Source organism: Ancylobacter koreensis (assembly GCF_023016525.1).
GTDB classification, from domain to species: domain Bacteria; phylum Pseudomonadota; class Alphaproteobacteria; order Rhizobiales; family Xanthobacteraceae; genus Ancylobacter; species Ancylobacter koreensis.
On sequence record NZ_JALKCG010000001.1, the window covers coordinates 590,402 to 610,179 of the forward strand.

Annotated in this window: 22 protein-coding genes; 11 read left to right on the forward strand and 11 right to left on the reverse strand. The window is 70.1% G+C overall.

Annotated features, from left to right (window positions below; genetic code table 11):
• Nucleotides 1-888 carry a sulfate ABC transporter permease subunit CysW gene (cysW, locus tag MWN33_RS02635; RefSeq protein WP_247198568.1) on the forward strand — a complete coding sequence of 296 codons (888 nt, stop codon included), beginning with the start codon at nt 1-3 and terminating at the stop codon, nt 886-888.
• Nucleotides 889-928: 40 nt separating this feature from the next.
• Here cysW and lhpI read toward each other — a convergent pair whose 3' ends face one another.
• The 8 genes from lhpI to MWN33_RS02675 all read right to left on the reverse strand — a co-directional run bounded on the left by lhpI (nt 929) and on the right by MWN33_RS02675 (nt 7,819).
• Entirely contained in the window at nt 929-1,891 is a 963-nt protein-coding gene (gene lhpI, locus MWN33_RS02640; protein ID WP_247198569.1) for a bifunctional Delta(1)-pyrroline-2-carboxylate/Delta(1)-piperideine-2-carboxylate reductase, read from the reverse strand.
• A gap of 2 nt (nt 1,892-1,893) precedes the next feature.
• Nucleotides 1,894-2,259 carry a lipopolysaccharide assembly protein LapA domain-containing protein gene (locus MWN33_RS02645; RefSeq protein ID WP_247198570.1) on the reverse strand — a complete coding sequence of 122 codons (366 nt, stop codon included), beginning with the start codon at nt 2,257-2,259 and terminating at the stop codon, nt 1,894-1,896.
• Nucleotides 2,260-2,278: 19 nt separating this feature from the next.
• Nucleotides 2,279-2,572 carry an integration host factor subunit beta gene (gene ihfB / locus MWN33_RS02650; protein WP_091439795.1) on the reverse strand — a complete coding sequence of 98 codons (294 nt, stop codon included), beginning with the start codon at nt 2,570-2,572 and terminating at the stop codon, nt 2,279-2,281.
• A 76-nt stretch (nt 2,573-2,648) separates the two neighbouring features.
• The gene (gene sppA / locus MWN33_RS02655) at nt 2,649-3,629 is read right to left on the reverse strand and encodes a signal peptide peptidase SppA (RefSeq protein ID WP_247198571.1); all 981 of its coding nucleotides are present in this window, start codon (nt 3,627-3,629) and stop codon (nt 2,649-2,651) included.
• Nucleotides 3,630-3,725: 96 nt separating this feature from the next.
• On the reverse strand, nt 3,726-4,343 hold the full coding sequence (locus tag MWN33_RS02660; RefSeq protein WP_247198573.1) for a DapH/DapD/GlmU-related protein: 618 nt from the start codon (nt 4,341-4,343) through the stop codon (nt 3,726-3,728).
• 2 nt (nt 4,344-4,345) lie between these two features.
• Nucleotides 4,346-5,047 (reverse strand): DUF1045 domain-containing protein, encoded by a 702-nt coding sequence (locus MWN33_RS02665; RefSeq protein ID WP_247198575.1) that lies wholly within the window; start codon nt 5,045-5,047, stop codon nt 4,346-4,348.
• Nucleotides 5,047-6,186 carry an alpha-D-ribose 1-methylphosphonate 5-triphosphate diphosphatase gene (locus MWN33_RS02670; protein ID WP_247198577.1) on the reverse strand — a complete coding sequence of 380 codons (1,140 nt, stop codon included), beginning with the start codon at nt 6,184-6,186 and terminating at the stop codon, nt 5,047-5,049. The genes MWN33_RS02665 and MWN33_RS02670 overlap by 1 nt, the downstream gene beginning before the upstream one ends.
• 64 nt (nt 6,187-6,250) lie before the next feature.
• A complete protein-coding gene (locus tag MWN33_RS02675) occupies nt 6,251-7,819 on the reverse strand; it encodes a gamma-glutamyltransferase family protein (protein WP_247199767.1) in 1,569 nt (522 codons plus the stop codon).
• Nucleotides 7,820-7,973: 154 nt separating this feature from the next.
• On the opposite strand from MWN33_RS02675, the gene MWN33_RS02680 reads away from it, so the two are divergent.
• The 3 genes from MWN33_RS02680 (at nt 7,974) to MWN33_RS02690 (ending at nt 10,748) form a co-directional block, all read left to right on the forward strand.
• Nucleotides 7,974-8,213, forward strand: coding sequence for a hypothetical protein (locus tag MWN33_RS02680; RefSeq protein ID WP_247198579.1), 240 nt, complete (start codon nt 7,974-7,976; stop codon nt 8,211-8,213).
• A 633-nt stretch (nt 8,214-8,846) separates the two neighbouring features.
• Nucleotides 8,847-9,977 (forward strand): type III PLP-dependent enzyme, encoded by a 1,131-nt coding sequence (locus MWN33_RS02685; RefSeq protein ID WP_247198580.1) that lies wholly within the window; start codon nt 8,847-8,849, stop codon nt 9,975-9,977.
• A gap of 174 nt (nt 9,978-10,151) precedes the next feature.
• Nucleotides 10,152-10,748, forward strand: a complete 597-nt coding sequence (locus MWN33_RS02690; RefSeq protein WP_247198582.1) for a GNAT family N-acetyltransferase — start codon at nt 10,152-10,154, stop codon at nt 10,746-10,748.
• A gap of 158 nt (nt 10,749-10,906) precedes the next feature.
• Here the strand turns inward: MWN33_RS02690 and MWN33_RS02695 are convergent, their stop codons facing one another.
• Nucleotides 10,907-11,323: an Ohr family peroxiredoxin gene (locus MWN33_RS02695; RefSeq protein ID WP_247198583.1), complete on the reverse strand. Its 417-nt coding sequence runs from the start codon at nt 11,321-11,323 to the stop codon at nt 10,907-10,909.
• Nucleotides 11,324-11,555: 232 nt separating this feature from the next.
• On the opposite strand from MWN33_RS02695, the gene ygfZ reads away from it, so the two are divergent.
• From ygfZ to MWN33_RS02715, 4 genes are read left to right on the forward strand one after another with little or no spacing between them, the layout of a single operon-like run.
• Nucleotides 11,556-12,416 (forward strand): CAF17-like 4Fe-4S cluster assembly/insertion protein YgfZ, encoded by an 861-nt coding sequence (gene ygfZ / locus MWN33_RS02700; protein WP_247198585.1) that lies wholly within the window; start codon nt 11,556-11,558, stop codon nt 12,414-12,416.
• A complete protein-coding gene (locus tag MWN33_RS02705; protein WP_247198586.1) occupies nt 12,413-12,997 on the forward strand; it encodes a DNA-3-methyladenine glycosylase I in 585 nt (194 codons plus the stop codon). Before ygfZ ends, MWN33_RS02705 begins: the two co-directional genes overlap by 4 nt.
• Nucleotides 12,998-13,007: 10 nt before the next feature.
• Nucleotides 13,008-13,694, forward strand: coding sequence for an HD family hydrolase (locus tag MWN33_RS02710; RefSeq protein WP_247198588.1), 687 nt, complete (start codon nt 13,008-13,010; stop codon nt 13,692-13,694).
• Nucleotides 13,691-14,197: a tyrosine phosphatase family protein gene (locus MWN33_RS02715; protein WP_247198589.1), complete on the forward strand. Its 507-nt coding sequence runs from the start codon at nt 13,691-13,693 to the stop codon at nt 14,195-14,197. The genes MWN33_RS02710 and MWN33_RS02715 overlap by 4 nt, the downstream gene beginning before the upstream one ends.
• Nucleotides 14,198-14,213: 16 nt before the next feature.
• Here MWN33_RS02715 and MWN33_RS02720 read toward each other — a convergent pair whose 3' ends face one another.
• Nucleotides 14,214-14,891: a L,D-transpeptidase gene (locus MWN33_RS02720; protein ID WP_247198590.1), complete on the reverse strand. Its 678-nt coding sequence runs from the start codon at nt 14,889-14,891 to the stop codon at nt 14,214-14,216.
• A 315-nt stretch (nt 14,892-15,206) separates the two neighbouring features.
• Here MWN33_RS02720 and MWN33_RS02725 point away from each other — a divergent pair, with 315 nt between their 5' ends.
• The 3 genes from MWN33_RS02725 (at nt 15,207) to MWN33_RS02735 (ending at nt 17,828) form a co-directional block, all read left to right on the forward strand.
• Nucleotides 15,207-16,445, forward strand: coding sequence for an MFS transporter (locus MWN33_RS02725; protein ID WP_247198592.1), 1,239 nt, complete (start codon nt 15,207-15,209; stop codon nt 16,443-16,445).
• 213 nt (nt 16,446-16,658) lie between these two features.
• Entirely contained in the window at nt 16,659-17,165 is a 507-nt protein-coding gene (locus tag MWN33_RS02730) for a hypothetical protein (protein WP_247198593.1), read from the forward strand.
• Nucleotides 17,166-17,402: 237 nt separating this feature from the next.
• Nucleotides 17,403-17,828 (forward strand): DoxX family protein, encoded by a 426-nt coding sequence (locus MWN33_RS02735; RefSeq protein WP_247198595.1) that lies wholly within the window; start codon nt 17,403-17,405, stop codon nt 17,826-17,828.
• A 79-nt stretch (nt 17,829-17,907) separates the two neighbouring features.
• Here the strand turns inward: MWN33_RS02735 and MWN33_RS02740 are convergent, their stop codons facing one another.
• On the reverse strand, nt 17,908-19,731 hold the full coding sequence (locus tag MWN33_RS02740; protein WP_247198596.1) for a tetratricopeptide repeat protein: 1,824 nt from the start codon (nt 19,729-19,731) through the stop codon (nt 17,908-17,910).
• Nucleotides 19,732-19,778: the final 47 nt, after the last annotated feature.

Sequence of the window (19,778 nt, forward strand, 5' to 3'; positions counted from 1 at the left end):
ATGGCGCGTGAACCGCACCCCCCCGAGAAGGCGCACCCGCCCCGTCGCATCCGCGTCGGCGACGGCCCGCTCACCCGCCGGCTGCTGATCGGCGGCGTGCTGCTCGTCACCGCACTGATACTGGTGGCGCCGCTCGCGGCGATCTTCGCCGAGGCGTTCCGCAAGGGCGTCGGGGCCTATGCCGCCGCCTTCGCCGCGCCGGACACGCAATACGCCATCGGTCTGACCCTGTTCACCGCGATGATCGTGGTGCCGATCAATGTGTGCTTCGGCATCGCGGCAGCGTGGTGCATCGCCAAGTTCCGCTTTCCCGGCCGCAATCTTCTGGTCGCGCTGGTGGAACTGCCCTTCTCGATCTCGCCGATCATCGCCGGCATCGCCTATCTCTTCGTCTATGGCGCGCAGGGCCTGTTGGGGCCGTGGCTGGAAGCCCACGACATCAAGATCATGTTCGCCGTGCCGGCGATCATCCTCGCCAGCCTGTTCGTCACCGCCCCCTTCGTCGCCCGCGAGCTGATCCCGCTGATGATCGCGCAGGGCTCGGAGGAGGAAGAAGCGGCGGTGACGCTGGGCGCCGGCGGCTGGCGCATATTGCGCCTCGTCACCCTCCCCAATGTGCGCTTCGCCCTTCTCTACGGCGCGGCGCTGTGCAATGCGCGGGTGATGGGCGAGTTCGGCGCCGTCTCCATCGTGTCGGGCAACATACGCGGCCAGACCAACACGCTGCCGCTGCAGATCGAGCTGCTCTATCAGGACAACAACGCCATCGCCGCCTTCGCGGTGGCGACGCTGCTCACGCTCGTGGCGCTGGTGACGCTGGTCGCCAAGGCGATCATCGAGCGGCTCGACGCCGCGCGGGTGAAGGCGCAGGCCCGGCCGGGGCACTGATCGCCGGCGTTCGCGATGACGTCGGTAATGGCAAACGCCGTCAGCCGGCGTTCAGCGCCTTCCACACCAGCTCTGCGGCGGCGAGATCCTCGATGGCGGTGCCGACCGACTTGAACAGCGTGATGTCGTCGGCGCGGGCCCGGCCCGGCGCCGTGCCGGCGGCGAGCTCGAACAGGTCGCCAAGGATGGCGTCCGGCGCCAGCACGCCGGTCGCCAGCGGCACCACGATGTCGCCGGCCTCCTTGCCCGCTCCGACACGGGTATCGACATAGACCCGCGCCCGGCGGATCGCCTCGTCATCGGCCTCGCGCATGGTGGGCGTGAAGCCGCCGACGAGATCCACATGCTGGCCGGGATTGAGGTAGCGCCCCTCGACGAGCGGCTGCGGTGAGAGCGTCGCCGAGGTCACGATGTCGGCCCCGGCAATGGCGGCGCCCCGGTCGACCTCGGCGCGCGCATCGAAGCCTTCCGCGCGCAGTTCGCCCGCGAGCGCTTCGGCCTTGGCCAGCGTACGGTTCCAGACGACGATGGAACGGATCGGCCGCACGCTCGCATGGGCGCGGGCGAGATGGGGCGCCAGCGCCCCGGCGCCGATCACCGCGAGGCGGCTCGCATCCTCGCGCGCCAGATAGCGCGCGGCCAGCGCGGAGGCTGCCGCCGTGCGCCAGACCGTGAGCGCGCGCGCATCGAGAATGGCGAGCGGCACGCCGGTGGCACCGGAATTGAGGATGTAGAGCCCGTTGATGGTGTCGATGCCGCGCGCGGCATTGCCCGGCTGCACCGTCACCAGCTTGGTGCCGACCACATCCTCCTCGGTGCCGGCGGCGGTCCAGGCCGGCATCAGCAGCAGCGTGGCGTCGCCGTCCGGGCGGGCAATTGTGTGGTGATGGCGCACCGGCGTGACGATGGGCCGGCGGAATGCCGCGTCCAGCGCGTCGATGAGGGCGGGAAAGCCGAGCAGGCCGGCGATCTCGCCCGCCGTGACGAAACGCGGCGCGCTCATGGTCAGGCCGCGTCGCGCCGGTCCGCGAGCGCCGGCCGGGCGGGCGGGCTGGCCGGCGCGGTGCGGGCGGCGAGCGTCGCGCGCAGGTCCTCCGCCTCGGCCCGCGCCTGGCGGGCCTCGCGCGCCGCGCTGCGGGCGGCATGGCGCCAGCGGCCCTGGCCGAGCCACACCGCAATGCCGCCGAACAACACGCCGACAATGGCCGCGCCGGAGACGACGAGGAACAGCGGCAGCTCGAAGGACAGCCCGCCGGCCCCGGCGAACGGGTCGAGCACCAGCGGCACCGCGTGGCGGTTGGCCACGGCTAGCAGGACGAGCCCCACCGACACCGGCAGGACGATGAGAATCAGCAGAAGGCGACGCAGCATTGGGTCCCTCTCGGGCGGCTCATTCAAGGTCGACGCCGTCGTTCAGGCGCTCGCGCATTTCCTTGCCCGTCTTGAAATAGGGCACGGCCTTGCCGTCGACATCAACATGGGCGCCGGTGCGCGGGTTGCGACCGGTGCGCGCGGGACGCGCCTTCACCGAGAAGGCGCCGAAGCCCCGCAGTTCCACCCGGTCGCCGCGCGCCAGCGCCGCGACGATCTCGTCGAGAATCGCGTTCACGATGTTCTCGACGTCGCGCTGATAAAGGTGCGGATTCGCTTCCGCAATCCGCTGCACAAGTTCGGACTTGATCATCGACGCCCCGGCCCCTCTTTCCGTTCGGCTCGTCGGAAATCCAAAAACATCTTATTTTGGAAAATCTTGGCCCCGTCTAGCCTCCGCGAGGGTGCCAGAGGGCCAGAAGACCGTCAAGGCGCGCCTGCGTCGCCGCCCCGCTCGCCACGCCGATCAGCACATTGGCGAGATCGTCGAGCCCGATCAAGGACATAAACCGTATCGAAGCACCTTTGAGCCAGCCGAACTCGTCGCCCGTGCGGCCCGTGTGCCAGTCCCGTACGGGAAGGTCCTTGGAGATGCCGCGCTCGCGCTCCAGCCAGTCGCGCGCGGTGCGCTCGTCGCCGATCTCGTCGATGAGGCGCAGCGGCAGGGCCTGATGGCCGGTGAACACCCGCCCGTCCGAGGCCAGCGCCAGCTTGTCGCCGGTGAGCAGGCGCCGCTCAGAGACCAGGGTGCGGAACCAGTCGTAACTGTCCTCGACCAGCGAACGCACGGCGGCGCGGGCGTCCTCGGTCGGCGGGTCGAACATATTGGGCGCGGCCTTGAGCGGGCTCGACTTGATCTCCTCATAGGAGATGCCGACCGTCTTCATCAGCTCGGCGAAATTGGGGAACTGGAAGATCACGCCGATGGAGCCGACCAGCGCGTTGCGCGGCGCGACGATATGGTCGGCACCCATGGCGGCGAGATAGGCGCCGGAGGCCGCGATGCCGTCGACCACTGCGACGATGGGCTTTTTCTCGGCGAGGCGGCGCAGCCCGTCATAGAGCGCGGCCGAGCCGACCACCGTGCCGCCGGGGCTGTCGATGGACAGGATCACCGCCCGCGCGCCGGAGCGGCCGATGGAATCGAGCAGCTCCAGCCGCTCGCGCTCGTTGCGGATGACGCCGCCGATGGTGAGCCGCGCGACATGGGCGGAGGCGCGCGGCAGCAGCCCGCCATCGTTCCACCAGGTGAAGGCGCCGAAGCCGGCGAGCAGCACGACGATGAGCGCCAGCACGCGCCAGAAGGCGAGTTTGCGGCGCAGGCGCCGGCGCGCGAGCAGCTCGTCGACATCCAGTGCGCTTGCGGCCATCCGGCATCCCCTTCCCGCGAGAGCTTCAGGGGTAGCGGCCGAGTGTGGCGGGCGCAAGGGCGCCGAGGTTGCGCCGACGTCGCGCCGCTGCGCGGGCTACCCGCCGTGCCTGTCGAGGAAGGCCTCGACCGGGAGCGCGCGGAAATCATCGAGCGCGGCGCGCAGGCGCGCATGCTGCCAGTCCCACCAGCCAAGCTTCTGCAAGCGCGCGGCGATAGCGGCAGGGAACCGCTCGCGCACCGGCTTCGCCGGCACGCCGGCGACGATGGTGTAGGGCGCGACGTCCTTCGTCACCACGGCGCCGGCGGCAATCACCGCGCCGTCGCCGATGGTGCGGCCGGGCAGCACGATGGCGCCATGGCCGATCCATACGTCATGGCCGATGGTGACGGGCTGCGCGCGCCGCCAGGCGAAGAAGTCCGGCTCGTCCTGCGCGTCGTCGAAATAGGCCGAGGCGCGGTAGGTGAAATGCGCCTGGCTGGCCCGTTCCATCGGATGGTTGCCGGGGTTGATACGGGTCATCGCGGCGATGGAAGTGAACCGGCCGATCTTCGCATAGGCGATGTCGGAATCGTTGACGACATAGGAATAGTCGCCGAGCTCGACCTCCAGCAGCTTCGTCCGGGCGCCGACCTCGGTGTAGCGCCCGAGCGTCGAGGCGGTGACGGAGGCGGTCGGGTCGACTATCGCCTGCGGGCCGAGCCTGTGCACCATCGTCAGGTGCCAAAGGGAAAGCGGGCGATCAGCCGGAACGGGCCGGCCTCCTGCCGGTAGAGCGCGATCTCGCGCACGATGAGCGGGCCGTCGGCGCCGCTCAGGGCGAAATGCTCGGCGAGCTCGGCTTCCGCCAGCACGCGCTCCTCGTCCTCCAGAGGCCCGGTGAGCGTCATGTGGAAGCGGAAATCCTCCAGCACATAGGGATAGCCCCAGCGCGCCAGATGGTCCTGCTGGCGCGGTGACAGCGGGGCACGCAGGCGCTTCTCGCGCTCCGCCGCGCTCATCGGCGCGCGGAAGCCGTCGAAATGCGCAACGGCGGCGGCGGCCAGCCGGTCGAGCGCAGCGCTCGGCGCGGCGAGGCGCAGGGCGAGGAAGCGGCCGAGGGAGGCGAGGGTGACGCCGGGACAGGCGAAGCCCGCCCGCTCGGCAGCGAACGCGGCGCAGGCCTCGCGCAGTTCCGCCTCGTTGCGGCCGGGCGCCAGGCGGAACGGCGCCTTCAGCGTGCCGTGGAAACCGTAGCGGCGCGGCTCGGCGGTGATCTCGCGCCAGCGTTCGCCGTCGAAGCGGCGCAGCGGCTGCAACTGTGCCTCCGCCCCGGTCTCCGCGTCATAACCGACGGCGGCCGAGCCGAAGCGCCAGAGCGGGCTCTGGGCGGGCGGGGCGTAGTAGAGCGCGTAGCGCGGCTCGGATGCGTTCGGCATCAGAAGACGCGCCGCCCGGCAAGGAACACCTCGCCGACCACCGGAGTGTCGTCGGCGAGCCGGAACAGCACGAGATCGGCGCGCAGCCCTTCCGCCAGCCGGCCGCGGTCCTCCAGCCGGGCGAGGCGGGCGGGCGCGGCGGTGACGAGGGCAAGCGCCTGCGCCACCGACAGGCCGGCGGTGCGCGTCAGGGCGAGGGCGGCCTGCAGCAGGCTCGCGGGCACATAGTCGGAGGCCAGCGCGTCGAGCAGCCCCTCGCGCGCGAGGTCGCGCATCGAGACGCCGCCCGAATGCGAGCCGCCGCGCACCACGTTTGGCGCGCCGCCGATGGTGGCGAGCCCGCCCGCCTTTGCCGCGCGCGCCGCCTCCAGCGTGGTGGGGAATTCGGAGATGGTGCAGCCCGCCGCCAGCGCCTCGTCGACATGGGCGGGCGTGGTGTCGTCATGGCTCGCCAGCACGAGGCCGGAGGCCGAGAACAGCGCGACCATCCTCTCGTAATTGCCGGCGACGGCGCCGCGCGCGCGCTCGATGCGGTCGGCGACCTCGGCGTCGATGTCCGCCCCGCCCTTGCCGATGCCGGTGAGGTAGACCTTGAGGTGCTCGACATTGCGCCACTGCCGCGTGCCGGGGGTGTGGTCCATCAGCGAGGCGAGCGCCAGCGTCGGGCGGCCGAGCGCGGCATCGACCAGATCGGGCAACGTGCGGTCGGTCAGTTCGCAGCGCAGATGGATGCGGTGGTCGACGCGGAACAGGCTGCGCGCCGTGCCCTCGTCCACCGCGTCGAGCATGGTCTCGTAGAGCGCGCGCCGGTCCGCCTTGGCCTGGTCGAAGCCGCCGGCGCAGATCGCGTCATAGACGGTGGTGACGCCGGAAGCCGCCATCTGCGCGTCATGCGCCAGCGCGGCGGCGCGCGCATCCGGCCAGATCACCTTGGGGCGGGGGATGAAGTGGCCTTCCAGCGCGTCGGTGTGCAGGTCGATCAGCCCCGGCGCGAGATAGGCACCGGCGCCGTCGATGGCGGCGGCAAGGTTCGAGCGGCCTTCGTCGATGGCGCGGATGGTGCCCTTCTCATGGACCAGCGTGCCGTCGACGATGCGGTCCTCGAGCACGAGGCGGATATTGGTCAGAACGGATTCCATGGCCGCGCGTCTCGCATGTAGATGTGACCGTTCGATGAAGCCCCGCGCCTTCCGTCAGGGGAGGCTAGACCCCCAGCGCGCAGCCGTCGGAGCGGGGATCGTGTGCGCCTTCCAGCCCGGCGCGGCCGGGATGCAGGATCACCGCGCCGGCATGGCCCATCATGTCGGCGAAGGGCTCGGGGATGATCTCCACAACGTGGCCGGCGCTGGCGAGCTGGTCGGCGACGTCGCTGTCGAAGGCGCCTTCCAGCCGCAGGTTCACTTTGTCCGAGCCCCAGGTGCGCCCCAGCACCCAGCGCGGCCGGGCAATGGCCTCGCCGAGCGGCGCGCCGAACATGGCGTAGCGGCTCATCACCGCCGCATTGGTCTGCGGCTGGCCTTCGCCGCCCATGGTGCCGAAGGCCATGAAGCGCCCGTCCGGGAACTGCGCCATGCAGGGATTGAGCGTGTGGAAGGGCCGGCGGCCGGAATGCAGCGGGTTCTTCGCGCGCGGATCGAGCGAGAAGGAGGTGCCCCGGTTCTGCATCAGCACGCCGGTCGAGGGCAGCACGAGGCCGGAGCCGAACTCCCAGTAGATCGACTGGATATAGGAGACGGCGAGCCCGCTCTTGTCGGCCGCGCCGAGCCAGACCGTGTCGCCCGGCGCGGCCTTCTGCGGCCAGGGCAGGGCGCGGCGCGGGTCGATGGCGGCCGCTTCGCGGGCGAGCGCCGCCGGGGTGAGGAAGGCGGCGGGATCGTGCGTGAGGTGGTCGAAATCCGTCACCACGCGGTCGCGGATCATGAAGGCCCGCTTGGTCGCCTCGATCAGCCCATGGACATGGGCGAAGCCCTCCGGCCGGGCGACGCCGAGCTTCTCGAAGATGGAGAGGATCAGCAGCGTCGCCAGCCCCTGTGTGGGCGGAGGCGAGGACCACAATTCCATGTTGGACAGCTTGACCCGCAGGGGCGCACGGGTCGCGGCGCGGAAGGCCTCAATGTCCGCGCGCGTCACCGGGCTGCCGGCGCGCTCCAGGTCGGTGGCGATCTCGCGGCCGACATCGCCCCGGTAGTAATCGTCGAGCCCGGCGGCCGCGAGCTGCGCCAGCGTATCGGCGAGCCGCTCGAAGCGGCGCACCGTGCCGATGGCGGGAACGCCGCCGTCGGCGTCGAGGAAGGCGCCCGCGAAGCCGGGCACGTCGGCCAGCTCGGCGCGCTTGTCGGCGGTCAGCCGGTTCTGCGAGCCGGAGACCGGGACGCCGGCGCGGGCATGGCCGATGGCGGGCTCCAGCAGGCGGCGCAGCGGCATTTTTCCGCCGAAGGCCCGCGCCGCCTCCTGCGCCAGCATCCAGCCGCCGATCTGGCCGGGGACGGTGAGGGCGGCGAGCGGGCCACGCGGGGGAATCGCGTCGTAGCCCTGCTCGCGGTAGAAGGGGATGGTCGCCTTCGCGCCGGCGAAGCCCGTCGCCTCGATGTAGCTGACACGGCCGGCCGGATCGCGGATCAGCCAGAAGCCGTCGCCGCCCATCTGCGTCATGTGGGGATAGACCACCGCGATGGTCGCCGCCGCGGCAAGCGCGGCCTCGACCGCGTTGCCGCCCTCTTCCAGCACTGCGCGGCCCGCCTCGCTGGCGAGCCAATGGGGCGTCGCCACCATGCCGGAACCGGCCCGTGCGCTCTCATGCGCGCCTTCCTGAACGAAACCGTGACCCACTTCTAACTCCGTCTCATGCCCGGCGCGGCGCGGCGACCTTGACCCGCGCGGCCGGGCATAGCAGTTTGCGCGCCGCCGAATAAGACGGAAGCAACAGATGACGACGGGCCGACGCATTCGCTGGGACCATGTGAGCACGGTGGTGAGCGCCGCCATCCTGCTCGGCGCCGAGCTCATCGGCGCGGGCCTCGCCGCCGGCTGGGCGATCGCCGCCCTGTTCGACGCGAGCTGGGTTTGGGAGCTCATCTTCGAGGGCACCTTCGCCCTGCTCGCCGTCTACGGCATCTACCGCTTCGTGATGAAGGCGAAGTCGGTGGAGCCCTTCGTCGAGGGCTGATCCTCGCGCGCGGTGCGATTCGCGTCCCGAAGCGTCCGCAGGCCGGCAGGGCGATGCTTTGCCGGCTTTTTTCGTTTTTGAACGCCGCCGCCGGTATGTCGCTGGGCGATTTGGGCGCAAACGACAAAAATCCGCAAAACCCGCTTGCATGTGACGGGATAAATCCATACATCGCGTCTCGCCCAATTTCGCACGTGCCTGTGGTCGCGTGCCGGTCGGCGGAGTTCCGGACAAGAGGCCGGAGTATCGCCAGCAAGACTGGTAGCCGGAGGCGAAACCGGCGCACCCCGCTCTCAGCGGGGAACGTGACTTGAAGCAACGACGTAGCGGGCTTTTTTGGTCTCTGTCGGCCCTCCAAAGGTCGGGAAACTGAAGAGGCACTACTTCTTGCCGGGCGTGCGGTCGGGTCTCCCGTACCAAGCGAAGGCATCGAACGAACGCTAGCGCTCTCCACACGCGCCAGCGATCGCATTCGTGCCACGGCTCCATTCCATCCGGCCAACCGGCAAAAGCCGTGCGGTCGGCGAACGGATGCGCATTCTCGCCACGAGCGCGGCTCAATGACGCCGCGGGCGGGTGTTCGCATCGGTTCGCATCTCTTGGGTCGAAGCTTCGGGTCTGTGGGAGAGCGCCATGACCGACCGTATCCGCGAATTCCTGCGCAACCGACGTGAGGATGGTCCTTGCGTCGTTGTCGATCTCGACGTGGTGCGCGCCAATTATGCCGCCTTCGCCCGGGCGCTGCCGGACACCCGTGTGTTCTACGCGGTGAAGGCCAACCCGGACGCGGCGATCCTCTCCGCGCTCGCCGAGTTGGGCTCCTGCTTCGACTGCGCCTCGGTCGCCGAGATCATGATGGCGCTGACTGCCGGCGCCACGGCGGACCGCATCTCCTTCGGCAACACCATCAAGAAGGAGCGCGACATCGCGCGTGCCTTCGAGCTTGGCGTGCGCCTGTTCGCGGTCGACAGCACCGAGGAAGTCGAGAAGGTCGCCCGCGTCGCCGCCGGCGCCAAGGTGTTCTGCCGCATCCTGTGCGACGGCGCCGGCGCCGAATGGCCGCTCTCGCGCAAGTTCGGCTGCGAGCCCGACATGGCCGTCGACGTGCTGGAGCATGCCCACCGGCTCGGGCTGGAGGCGCATGGCGTCTCCTTCCATGTCGGGTCGCAGCAGAAGAACGTCGAAGCCTGGGATTCCGCGCTGGCCTCGGCGAGCGCGATCTTCCAGGAGTGCGCCCTGCGCGGCTTCTCGCTCTCGCTGGTCAATCTCGGCGGCGGCTTCCCGGCCAAGTACCTGCAGGACGTGCCGGCGGCCGAGGCCTATGGCGAGGCGATCTTCCGCGCCCTGTCGCGTCACTTCGGCAACGCCATCCCGCAGACCATCATCGAGCCGGGCCGCGGCATGGTCGGCGCGGCCGGCATGATCGAGGCCGAGGTCGTGCTGATCTCGAAGAAGTCCGACGCCGACACGATGCGCTGGGTCTATCTCGACATCGGCAAGTTCGGCGGCCTCGCCGAAACGATGGAGGAGGCGATCCGCTACCCGATCGTTACCCCGCGCGATGGCGACGCGACCGAGCCCTGCGTGCTCGCCGGCCCGACCTGCGATTCGGCCGACGTGCTCTACGAGAAGACCCCGGTGATGCTGCCCGTGTCGCTCGCCATCGGCGACAAGGTGCTCATCGAGGCCACCGGCGCCTACACCACCACCTATTCGGCGGTGGCGTTCAACGGCTTCGACCCGCTGCGATCCTACGTGATCTGAGGCGGCTCTACCCCGGAAACCCTCATGGCCGGGGCCTGACCCGGCCATCCAGTCTCTGCGCGACGGGATGGATCCCGGGTCACGCTCGGGGATGGGGGCGGAAGGGGGTGGCCCACGTCTTTCACAATTCCCTGTTCCTCTTTTGCCCGGCGCACCCGGGTGTTGGAGGCCGTCATGACCGCTCTTTCGCTCGCCGCCGCTCCCGTCATCTCGCTTGAGACGCAGGCCGATATCGCCCAGCGCGAGGCCCTGCTCGATCTCGCCTTCGGCCGCGCCGCGCGCCTCGCCAAGACCAGCGAGCGCCTGCGCGAAGGCCGCAAGCCCGCCGAGGGCCTCGCCTTCGCCGCGCATGGCCCGGACGGGCGCGTGGTCGCGACGCTGCGCCTGTGGCATGTCGCGGCCGGCCCGTCCCGCCCGGCGCTGCTGCTCGGCCCGCTGGCGGTGCATCCGTGGTTCCGCGACCGCGGGCTGGGCGGCGCCATGATGACGACCGCCATCTGCGAGGCGAGCCGCCTCGGCCACGGCGCCATCCTGCTGGTGGGCGACGCGCCCTACTACGCGCGCTTCGGCTTCGACGCCGGGCTGACGAAGGATCTGTGGCTGCCGGGCGCCTTCGACCGCAGCCGCTTCCTCGGGCTGGAACTGGCCCCCGGCGGCCTGAAGGACGCGCGCGGCCTCGTCAGCCCGACCGGCGCGCCGGTCGACCTGCCGAGCCTGGGCGAACTGGTGGCGCAGACCGGCGGCACGGGCGAGATGCGCCGCTCGGCGTGAGGAGGGGCCGGAGCGTCCGGCCCTTTACCGTCATCCCGGCCGGAGGCGAAGCCGGAGAGCCGGGATCGGCTTCAGAATCGCGAACGGCCCGCGATCCCGGATCGGCCTATGGCCGTCCGGGATGACGTCATTGTAAAGGCGTCGCGCTCGCTGGGATTTCACCCCACGCTGAGTTCGACCGGGATGTTGCCGCGCGTCGCCTTGGAATAGGGGCACATCTGGTGTGCCGCCTCGAGCACTTCCTTCACCTGCTCGGGCGAAAGGGCGGGCGCCTTGAGCGAGAGCTTGGCAGCGAGGCTGAAGCCGTCGTCGCCCTTCACCAGCGAGACCGCGACGGTCACGGCGGCGCCGGTGACGTCGAGCTTCTTCTGGTGCCCGACCGCCTCGACGGCGGAGCCGAAGCAGGCGGCATAGCCAGTGGCGAACAGGTGCTCGGGCGTCGTCTTGCCCGAATCGAGCACGCCGTTCTTCGGCATGCCGAGATCGACGGAGACTGAGCCGTCGCTGGTCTGGGAATGGCCGTTGCGCCCGCCGATGGCGGTGGCGGTGCCGGTGAAAAGCACGGTGCCGGACATGGAGCTCTCCTTGGTACGGGGCCGGCCGAGCGGCCCACCTCTAGAGATGGGGCGTGCGGGGCGACGGGCAACCGCGCCCGCGCAGACGGCTTGCCAGTGCGCACGACGGCTGCATTGGCCGGCCGCGCTGTTCCTGTTTCGTTTCTTTGCGCTTGCCGCCGGCGCCGACAGGGCTTACCTCTCGCTCGACCCCGCCCGCACGCCGGGCTTCCCCGCACCGGGAGCGCGCCCCATGCCAATCGCGATCCTCAAGGAGCGCGCCGTCGCCCGCATCGCCGGGCCGGACGCCGCGCCTTTTCTCGACAATCTCCTCACCGCCCGCACGCCGGCGCCGGGCGAGGCACGCTACGCCGCGCTGCTGACCCCGCAGGGCAAGATCGTCGCCGACATGATCGTGCTGGCGACCGAGGGCGGCTTCCGCCTCGACGTGCCGCGCCTTGCCGCCGCCGACCTCCTGAAGCGGCTGCAGCTCTACCGGCTGCGGGCCAAGGTGGAGATCGGCCTGCTCGATGACCTCGCCGTCGCCGTCGCCTGGGGCGGCGCGAGCCCGCTGGTCGACACGCTCGCCTATGACGATCCGCGCCTGCCCGCGCTCGGCCGGCGCTTCCTGCTGCCGGCGGGCGAAGCCAGCCAGATCGCCATGGTGCCGGAGAGCGAATGGCACGCCCACCGCGTCGGCCTCGGCGTGCCGGAGGGCGGGCAGGATTTCCTCTATGGCGACGCCTTTCCGCATGAGGCGGACATGGACCAGCTCGGCGGCATCGACTTCGACAAGGGCTGCTATGTCGGGCAGGAGATCGTCAGCCGCATGCAGCATCGCGGCACGGCGCGCACCCGCATCATCCCGGTGGCGCTGTGCGGCCCGCCCCCCGCCGAGGGCACGCCGATCACCGCCGGCGGCAAGAGCATCGGCCGCATCGGCTCGGGCGTCGACGGGCGCGCGCTCGCCCTCGTGCGGCTGGACCGGCTGGAGGAGGCGCGCGCCGGCGGCCATGTGATCGAGGCCGAGGGCGCGGCGCTGGTGCCGGAGCGCCCCGGCTGGGTGCGCTTCTCCATCCCCGGGACCGAGGATGCGCGGGAGGCCTCGGCGTGAACGTCCACACCCATGAGGACGGCCTCACGCGCTGCGCCTGGTGCGGGCAGCACCCGCTCTATGTCGCCTATCACGACAGCGAATGGGGCGTGCCCGAGTATGACGACCGCGCGCTGTTCGAGAAACTGATCCTCGACGGCTTCCAGGCCGGCCTCGCCTGGATCACCATCCTGCGCAAGCGCGAGGGGTTTCGCGCGGCGTTCGACGGCTTCAGGCCGGAGATCGTCGCTCGTTACGGACCCGAAAAGGTTGAGACACTGATGCAGGATGCCGGCATCGTGCGCAACCGTTCCAAGATCGAATCGACCATCCGCTCGGCGCAGGTCTGGCTCGACATTCAGGAGCGCGGGCCGGGCTTCTCGAAGCTGTTGTGGGAGATCAACGGCCCGGTGCAGGAAAATCGCCGCCAGCCGGGGGACGCGCCCATCGTCACCTCGCCGGTGGCGGTCGCCATGTCGAAGGAACTGAAGAAGCGCGGCTTCAACTTCGTCGGCCCGACCATCGTCTACGCCTTCATGCAGGCGGTGGGCATGGTTGACGACCATGCCGTCACCTGCCACCGGCACGGCAAGGGACGATGAGGCGACACGGATGAGCTCGGCCGACCGCTCCGGCCGCGCCTGGCAGCGCATGCTGTCCGGCCGCCGGCTCGACCTCATCAATCCCTCGCCGCTCGACATCGAGATCGAGGACATCGCCCACGGCCTCGCCCGCGTTGCCCGCTGGAACGGGCAGACCCATGGCGAGCACATCTTCTCGGTCGCCCAGCATTCGGTGCTGGTGGAGCTGATTGCCCGCCGGCAGGCGGCCGCGCGCGGTGTCTACCTCGACCGGCGCTGGCGGCTCGCCACCCTGCTGCACGACGCGCCGGAATATGTGGTCGGCGACATGATCAGCCCGTTCAAGGCGGTGATCGGCGGCGACTACAAGAGCGTGGAGGCGCGGCTTCTGGCGGCGGTGAGCCTGCGCTTCGGCCTGCCGGCGCACTGGCCGGCCGCCCTCGTCCAGCGCGTCAAGGCGGCCGACCGCGCCAGCGCCTTCCTGGAGGCGACGCGGCTCGCCGGCTTCGGCATCGCCGAGGCGCGGCGCTTCTTCGGCACGCCCTTCCCGCTCGACATGGCGACGGAGCGGGACTATCTCGCCCCCTGGAGCGCGGAGGAGGCCAAGGCGCGCTTCCTCACCCGCTTCCGCGAGCTCGACGCCGAGCGGGTGGCGGATGCGTGCGGCGGCGACGCCTTGGCCGAACCGTCGGGAAGAATGCCGGGAGAAACGTCATGATCCATGTCTGCCCGCTGTCGCGCCTCGACGAGACCGTGACCCGCACCGGCGCCGCCCATGTGCTGAGCGTGATCAATCTCGGCACGCCGGTGGCGCTGCCGGCGAGCGTGGCGCGCGACAATCACCTCTTCGTCGGCTTCAACGACATCGTGGCGCCGCAGGACGGGCTGATCCATCCGGCAGCCGAGCATGTCGACGCCATTCTCGGCTTCGTGCGCCGCTGGCCGCGCGAGGCGCCGCTGGTGGTGCACTGCTTCGCCGGCATCAGCCGCTCGACCGCCTCGGCCTATATCGCCGCCTGCGCGCTCAGCCCCTACCGCGACGAGGCGGCCATTGCGCAGGCGCTGCGTGTCTCTTCGCCCGTCGCCACGCCCAACGCGCTGCTGGTGGCGCTGGCCGATGCGGCGCTCGGCCGGCAGGGGCGCATGGTCGCCGCCGTCGCCGCCATCGGGCGCGGCCGCGAGGCCATGGAGAACGAACCCTTCGAGATCGTGCTCGACTAAGCGGGCTTTACCCGCCTTAGCTTATCGCCGGGGCGCGGGTCGGCAGCACGACGACGCGGGTGCCGACCGGGGCGCGGCGGTACAGGTCGATGATGTCCTGGTTGATGAAGCGCACGCAGCCCGAAGACACCTGCGTGCCGATGGTCGAGGGCTCGGTGGTGCCGTGCAGGCGGTACAGCGTGTCCTGCCCGTCCTTGTAGAGATAGAGCGCGCGGGGGCCCAGCGGGTTGTCGGCGCCGCCCGCCATGCCGCCGGCATAGGGGCCGTAGCGCTCGGGCTCGCGGGCGATCATGGTCGGGGTCGGCGTCCAGCGCGGCCAGACCGCCTTGCGGGCGATGACGCCCTCGCCGCGGAAATTATAGCCTTCCTCCTTGCCCACCCCGACGCCGTAGCGCAGCGCGCGGCCATTGGGAAGGACGAGATAAGCGAAGCGCGCGCCGGGATCGACCACGATGGTGCCAGGCTGGTAGCGGGTCGAATAGGCCACTTCCTGCCGCAGGAACTGCGGGTCGATCTGGCTGAGGTCGACCGCCGGCACCGGGAAGGGCTCGTCGGTGATCGCCCCATACATGCTCAGATACTGCGGATCCATCGACGGCGGCAGCACCCGGCCGATGCGGGGCGACTGGGTGGTGGCGCAGCCGGCGAGGGCGAGCGGGGCGGAAATCAGGAACAGGCGACGGTCGAGTTGCATGATGAACGCGGACACGCTGAAGGGGGAAATGGGGGAAGGACAGTTGTTCTCACCTATAAGCCGATCTCTGGCGAATTCGTTGCGTGCCGCTTCACGGAGGCGTTAGGCAGGCTCATTGGCGCCGCGCTGTGGCCGGAGAGCCGCACCGGGCGGTGCCGAGATGGGGAGGGCGCCGCCAAGCGGCTCGCGCACTCGCGACGCATTCATTTTCATGATAGTCGTCCTGAAAATTATTCGTTATCCGCGCTGGACGCCCGGCCCTAGATTTCAGTTCCCCAAAGCCGGCGGCGCCGGCACCGCTTCGCCGAGGCCCCCATGTCTGCAGCCATCGACCCGCCCCGCCCCAGCCTCGCGGCCCGTGCGCCGCTCCTCGTGGTGCTGTGCGGCTGCCTCATCGCCATGCTCAGCTTCGGGCCGCGCGCCTCCTCGGGCATCTTCCTGCTGCCGATGACCGGCGAGTTCGGCTGGGGTCGCGACACGTTCGGTCTCGCCATCGCCATCCAGAACCTGCTCTGGGGCGTCGGCACTCCCTTCGCCGGCGCCGTGGCCGACCGCTTCGGCGTCACCCGCGTGCTGTGCGCGGGCGCCGTGGTCTATGCCGCCGGCCTGGCGCTGATGGCCTATTCCTCCACGCCCGGCCTCTTGCACCTGTCGGCCGGCGTGCTGATCGGCTTCGGTCTTTCCGGCTGCTCCTTCAACATCGTCCTCGCCGCTTTCGGCAAGATGCTGCCGGAGAAGTGGCGCCCGCTCTCCTTCGGCGCCGGCACCGCCGCCGGCTCCTTCGGCCAGTTCCTGTTTCCGCCGCTGGCGGCCGGGCTGAACACCACCATCGGCTGGCAGGAGACGCTGATCATCTTCGGCCTCGCCATGCTGCTGATCATGCCGTTCTCGCTGGCGCTGGCGGGCTCGCGCGCGCCGGCCCGCACGCAGGAGCCGCAGCAGACCATCGGCGCGGCGCTGGGCGAGGCGTTCCGCCATCGCTCCTATGTGCTCTTGGTGATCGGCTTCTTCACCTGCGGCTTCCAGCTCGCCTTCGTGACCACCCATCTGCCGGCCTATCTGACGGATCGGGGCCTGTCGCTGGCGGTGGGCGGCTGGACGCTGGCGGCCATCGGCCTCGCCAACATGGTGGGTTCGCTCGGCTCGGGCTGGCTGTCGAGCCGGATGCCGCGCCGCTACCTGCTGGCGGCGATCTATTTCGCGCGGGGTGTCGTCATCGCCGGTTTCGTGCTGCTGCCGGCCTCGCCCGCCATCTCCATCGGCTTCGGCGTGCTGCTGGGGCTGCTGTGGCTTTCCACCGTGCCGCCGACCTCCGGGCTGGTGATGCTGATGTTCGGCACGCGCTATCTCGCCATGCTGTACGGTTTCGCCTTCTTCAGCCACCAGGTCGGCGGCTTCCTCGGCGTATGGCTCGGCGGCCTGTTCTACGAGAAGCTTGGCTCCTACGATTTCGTCTGGTGGCTCTCGGTGGCGCTCAGCTTCGCCTCGGCGGTCATCAACCTGCCCATCGTCGAGCGGCCGGTGGAGCGCGCGCCGGCGCCGCAGCCGGCGTGAGGCACCCGCGCGCCGGCGCCTTTTACCGGCGCGCGTTTGCGCGACATTAACCATCGTCCTTCACCATGGTGGCGTGGTGCCGAAAGGCGTTGCGGCGGCGCCACAGTGCGGCAGGCATGTGCCCCGGCAGGCGGGCGTGGCCGGCCGCCGCGCCTTGACAAGTCAGGGTCCTCGCGGCGCATCGTAAACCTGTCCCGAGAGATGGAAGCCTCGATGTCCCTGCGTTCCGCGCTTATGTCCGCCGCCCTGCTCGCCGCCGGTCTTCTGGCGCCGCTCGCGCCGGCGTCGGCCGACACGCTGTCGGCGGCCGAGGCACAGCGCTTCGTCATGGGCCGCACCTTCTCCTACACCTGCTATGAGGGCACGGTCGGCTCCGGCCGCATCATGCCGGACGGCTCGGTGGCGGGCACGATCCAGATGCACGGCAAGGGCAATGCGCGCTTCGTGACGCTGCCGGCAGGCACCATCATGGTGCGCGGGGAGAGCGTCTGCGCCAAGCTCAAGGGCATGGCCTTCCAGCCCTGCTTCGATCTGGAGAAGACCAGCGAGGTCAGCTTCCGCGGCAATCTCGCGGGGGCCAATCGTCTGTGGTGCGAGTTCAAGCGCGGCGGCAGCGGCCGCACGCGCCTTGCCGACCGCAGCGCGCCCCGCAAGCCCGCGCGCACCGAGACCGCGCAGGTCGAGGCCCTTCCGCTCGAGGCGCCCGCCGACGGTCGCTGAACGGTTTCCCGCGACGCTGCGGGCGACCCCTCCGAAGCTGCAATCGCCCGCTCCGCACGCGCCGCCCCGAGCGGGCGTCCCGCCGCCATGCGCCGGATGGGTCAGTATCGATTGCAACGTTGCAATATCGGTCGGTTGATTTCGTCTATCGCGTTGCGCAAGCGGGCGAGCTACCTCGTGGGTCACGACGGGCCGGTCGTTCCGGTCCCGCTTCAATCCTGACCCAAGAGACCTGACATGATCGATTCCCGCTCTGCCCCCTACGGCGTCTTCATCCTGCGCGCCGCGCTCGGCGTCATGTGGATTTCCCATGCGCTGCTGAAATATGTCGTCTTCAGCATTCCCGGCTTTGCCGGCTATCTCGGCAGCCTCGGCCTGCCGGAAGGCCTTGCCTGGCCGATCTTCCTTGCCGAGCTTGGCGGCGGACTGCTGATCCTGCTCGGCGTCTATGCCCGCCACGTCGCGCTGCTGCTCATCCCGCTGATGGCTGCGGCGATGAGCGTGCACATCCCCAATGGCTGGCTGTTCTCGGTGGCCGGCGGCGGCTGGGAATACCCCGCCTTCCTGATCGCCAGTTCCTTCGCGCTCTGGCTGATCGGTGACGGCGCCTTCGCGCTGCGCTCGCGTCCGCTGTTCTTCGTCGGGCGCCCCTCGGTCGCCTGAGCCGCTATCGCCGGCATGAAAAAGGGCGGGTCCTCGCGGGCCCGCCCTTTGGCTTGTCGATGCGTCCGTCAGGGGCGGATCAGCCGCCGCCGTCCTGCCGGACATTCTCCTGCGTCTTGTCGACCGCCGCCTTCTGAGGCTCGGCAGGCGTGGCCGGGGTGACCTCGGTCTTCTGCACCTCGGCCTTGCCCGCCTTCACCCGCTCGGCCTCGTCGAGGCCGACGGCGATCTTGCGCTCGATGTCGACCAGTTCGTCCGGCTCGGGCTTGAGGTCGCGCGCATGGTTCCACTTGAAGCGGGCTTCCAGCTTGCGGCCGACCTTCCAGTAGGCGTCGCCGAGATGGTCGTTGATGACCGCCTCGTTCGGCTTCAGCTCGACCGCGCGCTCCAGCTCGCGCACCGCGTCGTCGTAATGGCCGGTGCGGTAATAGGCCCAGCCGAGGCTGTCGATGAAGAAGCCGTCGTCGGGGCGCAGCGACACGGCCTTGCGGATCATCTCCGTGCCCTGGTCGAGGTTCACGCCCTGGTCGATCCAGCTGTAGCCGAGATAGTTCAGCACATGCGGCTGGTCGGGCTTGAGCGCCAGTGCCTTCTTGAGGTCGGCTTCCGACTTGTCCCAGTGCTTGGTGCGCTCGTAGCAGGTGCCGCGGAAGTAGAAGAGCATCCAGTCGGCGGCGGCCGGCGTCTGAAGCTGGTCGATCGCCTTGGTATAGACGGCCGCCGCCTCGGCGAACTGCTCGTTCGAGCGCAGCACGTCGCCCAGCGCCATGATCGAGCGCTGGTCCTTCGGGTTGTCGGCGACCACCTTCTCCAGCACGGCGCGCGCGTCGTCGAACTTGCCGACGGCGTCGAGGTTGAGGGCGCGCTGCACCTCGGCGTTGATCTTGAAGGGCGAGGAGGCCGGCACCTGCTCGTACAGCGCGATGGCGTCCTCATGCCGCTTCATCGATTCGAACAGGTCGGCCAGCGTGATGTCGATCAGCGCGTGCGAGGGATCGAGCCAGCGGCCGAGCTGGAGATAGACGAGGGCGAGATCCTCGCCGCCCTGCCGGCCAAGCGCGGCACCGATGGAGTAGAGCGCCTCGGCCGCGCCGCCGGCGGGCGTCGTCACCAGCGGGGGCAGGGTCTTGCCGGCCTTGAGCTGCTCGATGGAGCGCGACACCAGCGGATCGTTCGGCACCAGCCGGTCGAACGCCTCGAAGGTCTCGATGGCGACATCCTTGCCGGCGTTGCGCGAAGCCCAGCGGGCATAGCCATCGACGACGCGCAGGGTACGAGGGTCGATCTTCAGCGCGCTTTCCAGCCGCTGCCCGGCTTCCTTCTTCACGCCGGCGGCGTCGAGGATGAGGCCGGCGTGGAAATCCTTGAAGCCGGCATACCATTCCGGGCCCTGCAGCGCGTCGATGGCGGCGACGCCGGCGCGCGCATTGCCCGAGCCGAACTGGCTCCAGGCGGTCAGCAGCGTCGAGTTGAGCTCGGCGATGGCGCCCTGGCCGGAGCGGCGCAGATTGCTGCGCGCGGTGACGTACTGCTTGCCCTTGATCGCCTTCACGCCGAGCACCAGCCGGGCCAGCGTGTGTTCGGGGTCGATGCGCACGATGCGCTGGGCGAGGTCCACCGCCTCGTCGATCGAGCCCTCGGCGAGCAGGGTGAGGAAGGCGCGCTCGAGCAGTTCGCCGCTGCGCGGGAAGATGCGCACCAGCTCACGGTAATAGGCGGCGGCGGCGGATGTGTCGCGCTCGGCGATGGCGAGGCGCGCGGCGAGGTAGTTGCCGGCCGGCGCTGAGCGGGCGATGAACTCCGCCGAAGGCGCGTCCGCCAGCACGGGCGAAGCCGCGCCGAGCGCAGTGAGCGTTGCGAGAATGGCCGCTCCCGGCCGCAGCGACAAGCGTCGGAACGTCAAGTGTGAACCTCCTGCGGCAAGCCGCGCGACCACGATGCCGTGGCGCG

Bases quoted from the DNA above. Each gene is read 5' to 3' on its own strand.
- cysW (WP_247198568.1), top strand. From the start codon at position 1: ATGGCGCGTGAACCGCACCCCCCCGAGAAGGCGCACCCGCCCCGTCGC.
- lhpI (WP_247198569.1), bottom strand. From the start codon at position 1,891: ATGAGCGCGCCGCGTTTCGTCACGGCGGGCGAGATCGCCGGCCTGCTC.
- MWN33_RS02645 (WP_247198570.1), bottom strand. From the start codon at position 2,259: ATGCTGCGTCGCCTTCTGCTGATTCTCATCGTCCTGCCGGTGTCGGTG.
- ihfB (WP_091439795.1), bottom strand. From the start codon at position 2,572: ATGATCAAGTCCGAACTTGTGCAGCGGATTGCGGAAGCGAATCCGCAC.
- sppA (WP_247198571.1), bottom strand. From the start codon at position 3,629: ATGGCCGCAAGCGCACTGGATGTCGACGAGCTGCTCGCGCGCCGGCGC.
- MWN33_RS02660 (WP_247198573.1), bottom strand. From the start codon at position 4,343: ATGGTGCACAGGCTCGGCCCGCAGGCGATAGTCGACCCGACCGCCTCC.
- MWN33_RS02665 (WP_247198575.1), bottom strand. From the start codon at position 5,047: ATGCCGAACGCATCCGAGCCGCGCTACGCGCTCTACTACGCCCCGCCC.
- MWN33_RS02670 (WP_247198577.1), bottom strand. From the start codon at position 6,186: ATGGAATCCGTTCTGACCAATATCCGCCTCGTGCTCGAGGACCGCATC.
- MWN33_RS02675 (WP_247199767.1), bottom strand. From the start codon at position 7,819: ATGGTGGCGACGCCCCATTGGCTCGCCAGCGAGGCGGGCCGCGCAGTG.
- MWN33_RS02680 (WP_247198579.1), top strand. From the start codon at position 7,974: ATGACGACGGGCCGACGCATTCGCTGGGACCATGTGAGCACGGTGGTG.
- MWN33_RS02685 (WP_247198580.1), top strand. From the start codon at position 8,847: ATGACCGACCGTATCCGCGAATTCCTGCGCAACCGACGTGAGGATGGT.
- MWN33_RS02690 (WP_247198582.1), top strand. From the start codon at position 10,152: ATGACCGCTCTTTCGCTCGCCGCCGCTCCCGTCATCTCGCTTGAGACG.
- MWN33_RS02695 (WP_247198583.1), bottom strand. From the start codon at position 11,323: ATGTCCGGCACCGTGCTTTTCACCGGCACCGCCACCGCCATCGGCGGG.
- ygfZ (WP_247198585.1), top strand. From the start codon at position 11,556: ATGCCAATCGCGATCCTCAAGGAGCGCGCCGTCGCCCGCATCGCCGGG.
- MWN33_RS02710 (WP_247198588.1), top strand. From the start codon at position 13,008: ATGAGCTCGGCCGACCGCTCCGGCCGCGCCTGGCAGCGCATGCTGTCC.
- MWN33_RS02715 (WP_247198589.1), top strand. From the start codon at position 13,691: ATGATCCATGTCTGCCCGCTGTCGCGCCTCGACGAGACCGTGACCCGC.
- MWN33_RS02720 (WP_247198590.1), bottom strand. From the start codon at position 14,891: ATGCAACTCGACCGTCGCCTGTTCCTGATTTCCGCCCCGCTCGCCCTC.
- MWN33_RS02725 (WP_247198592.1), top strand. From the start codon at position 15,207: ATGTCTGCAGCCATCGACCCGCCCCGCCCCAGCCTCGCGGCCCGTGCG.
- MWN33_RS02730 (WP_247198593.1), top strand. From the start codon at position 16,659: ATGTCCCTGCGTTCCGCGCTTATGTCCGCCGCCCTGCTCGCCGCCGGT.
- MWN33_RS02735 (WP_247198595.1), top strand. From the start codon at position 17,403: ATGATCGATTCCCGCTCTGCCCCCTACGGCGTCTTCATCCTGCGCGCC.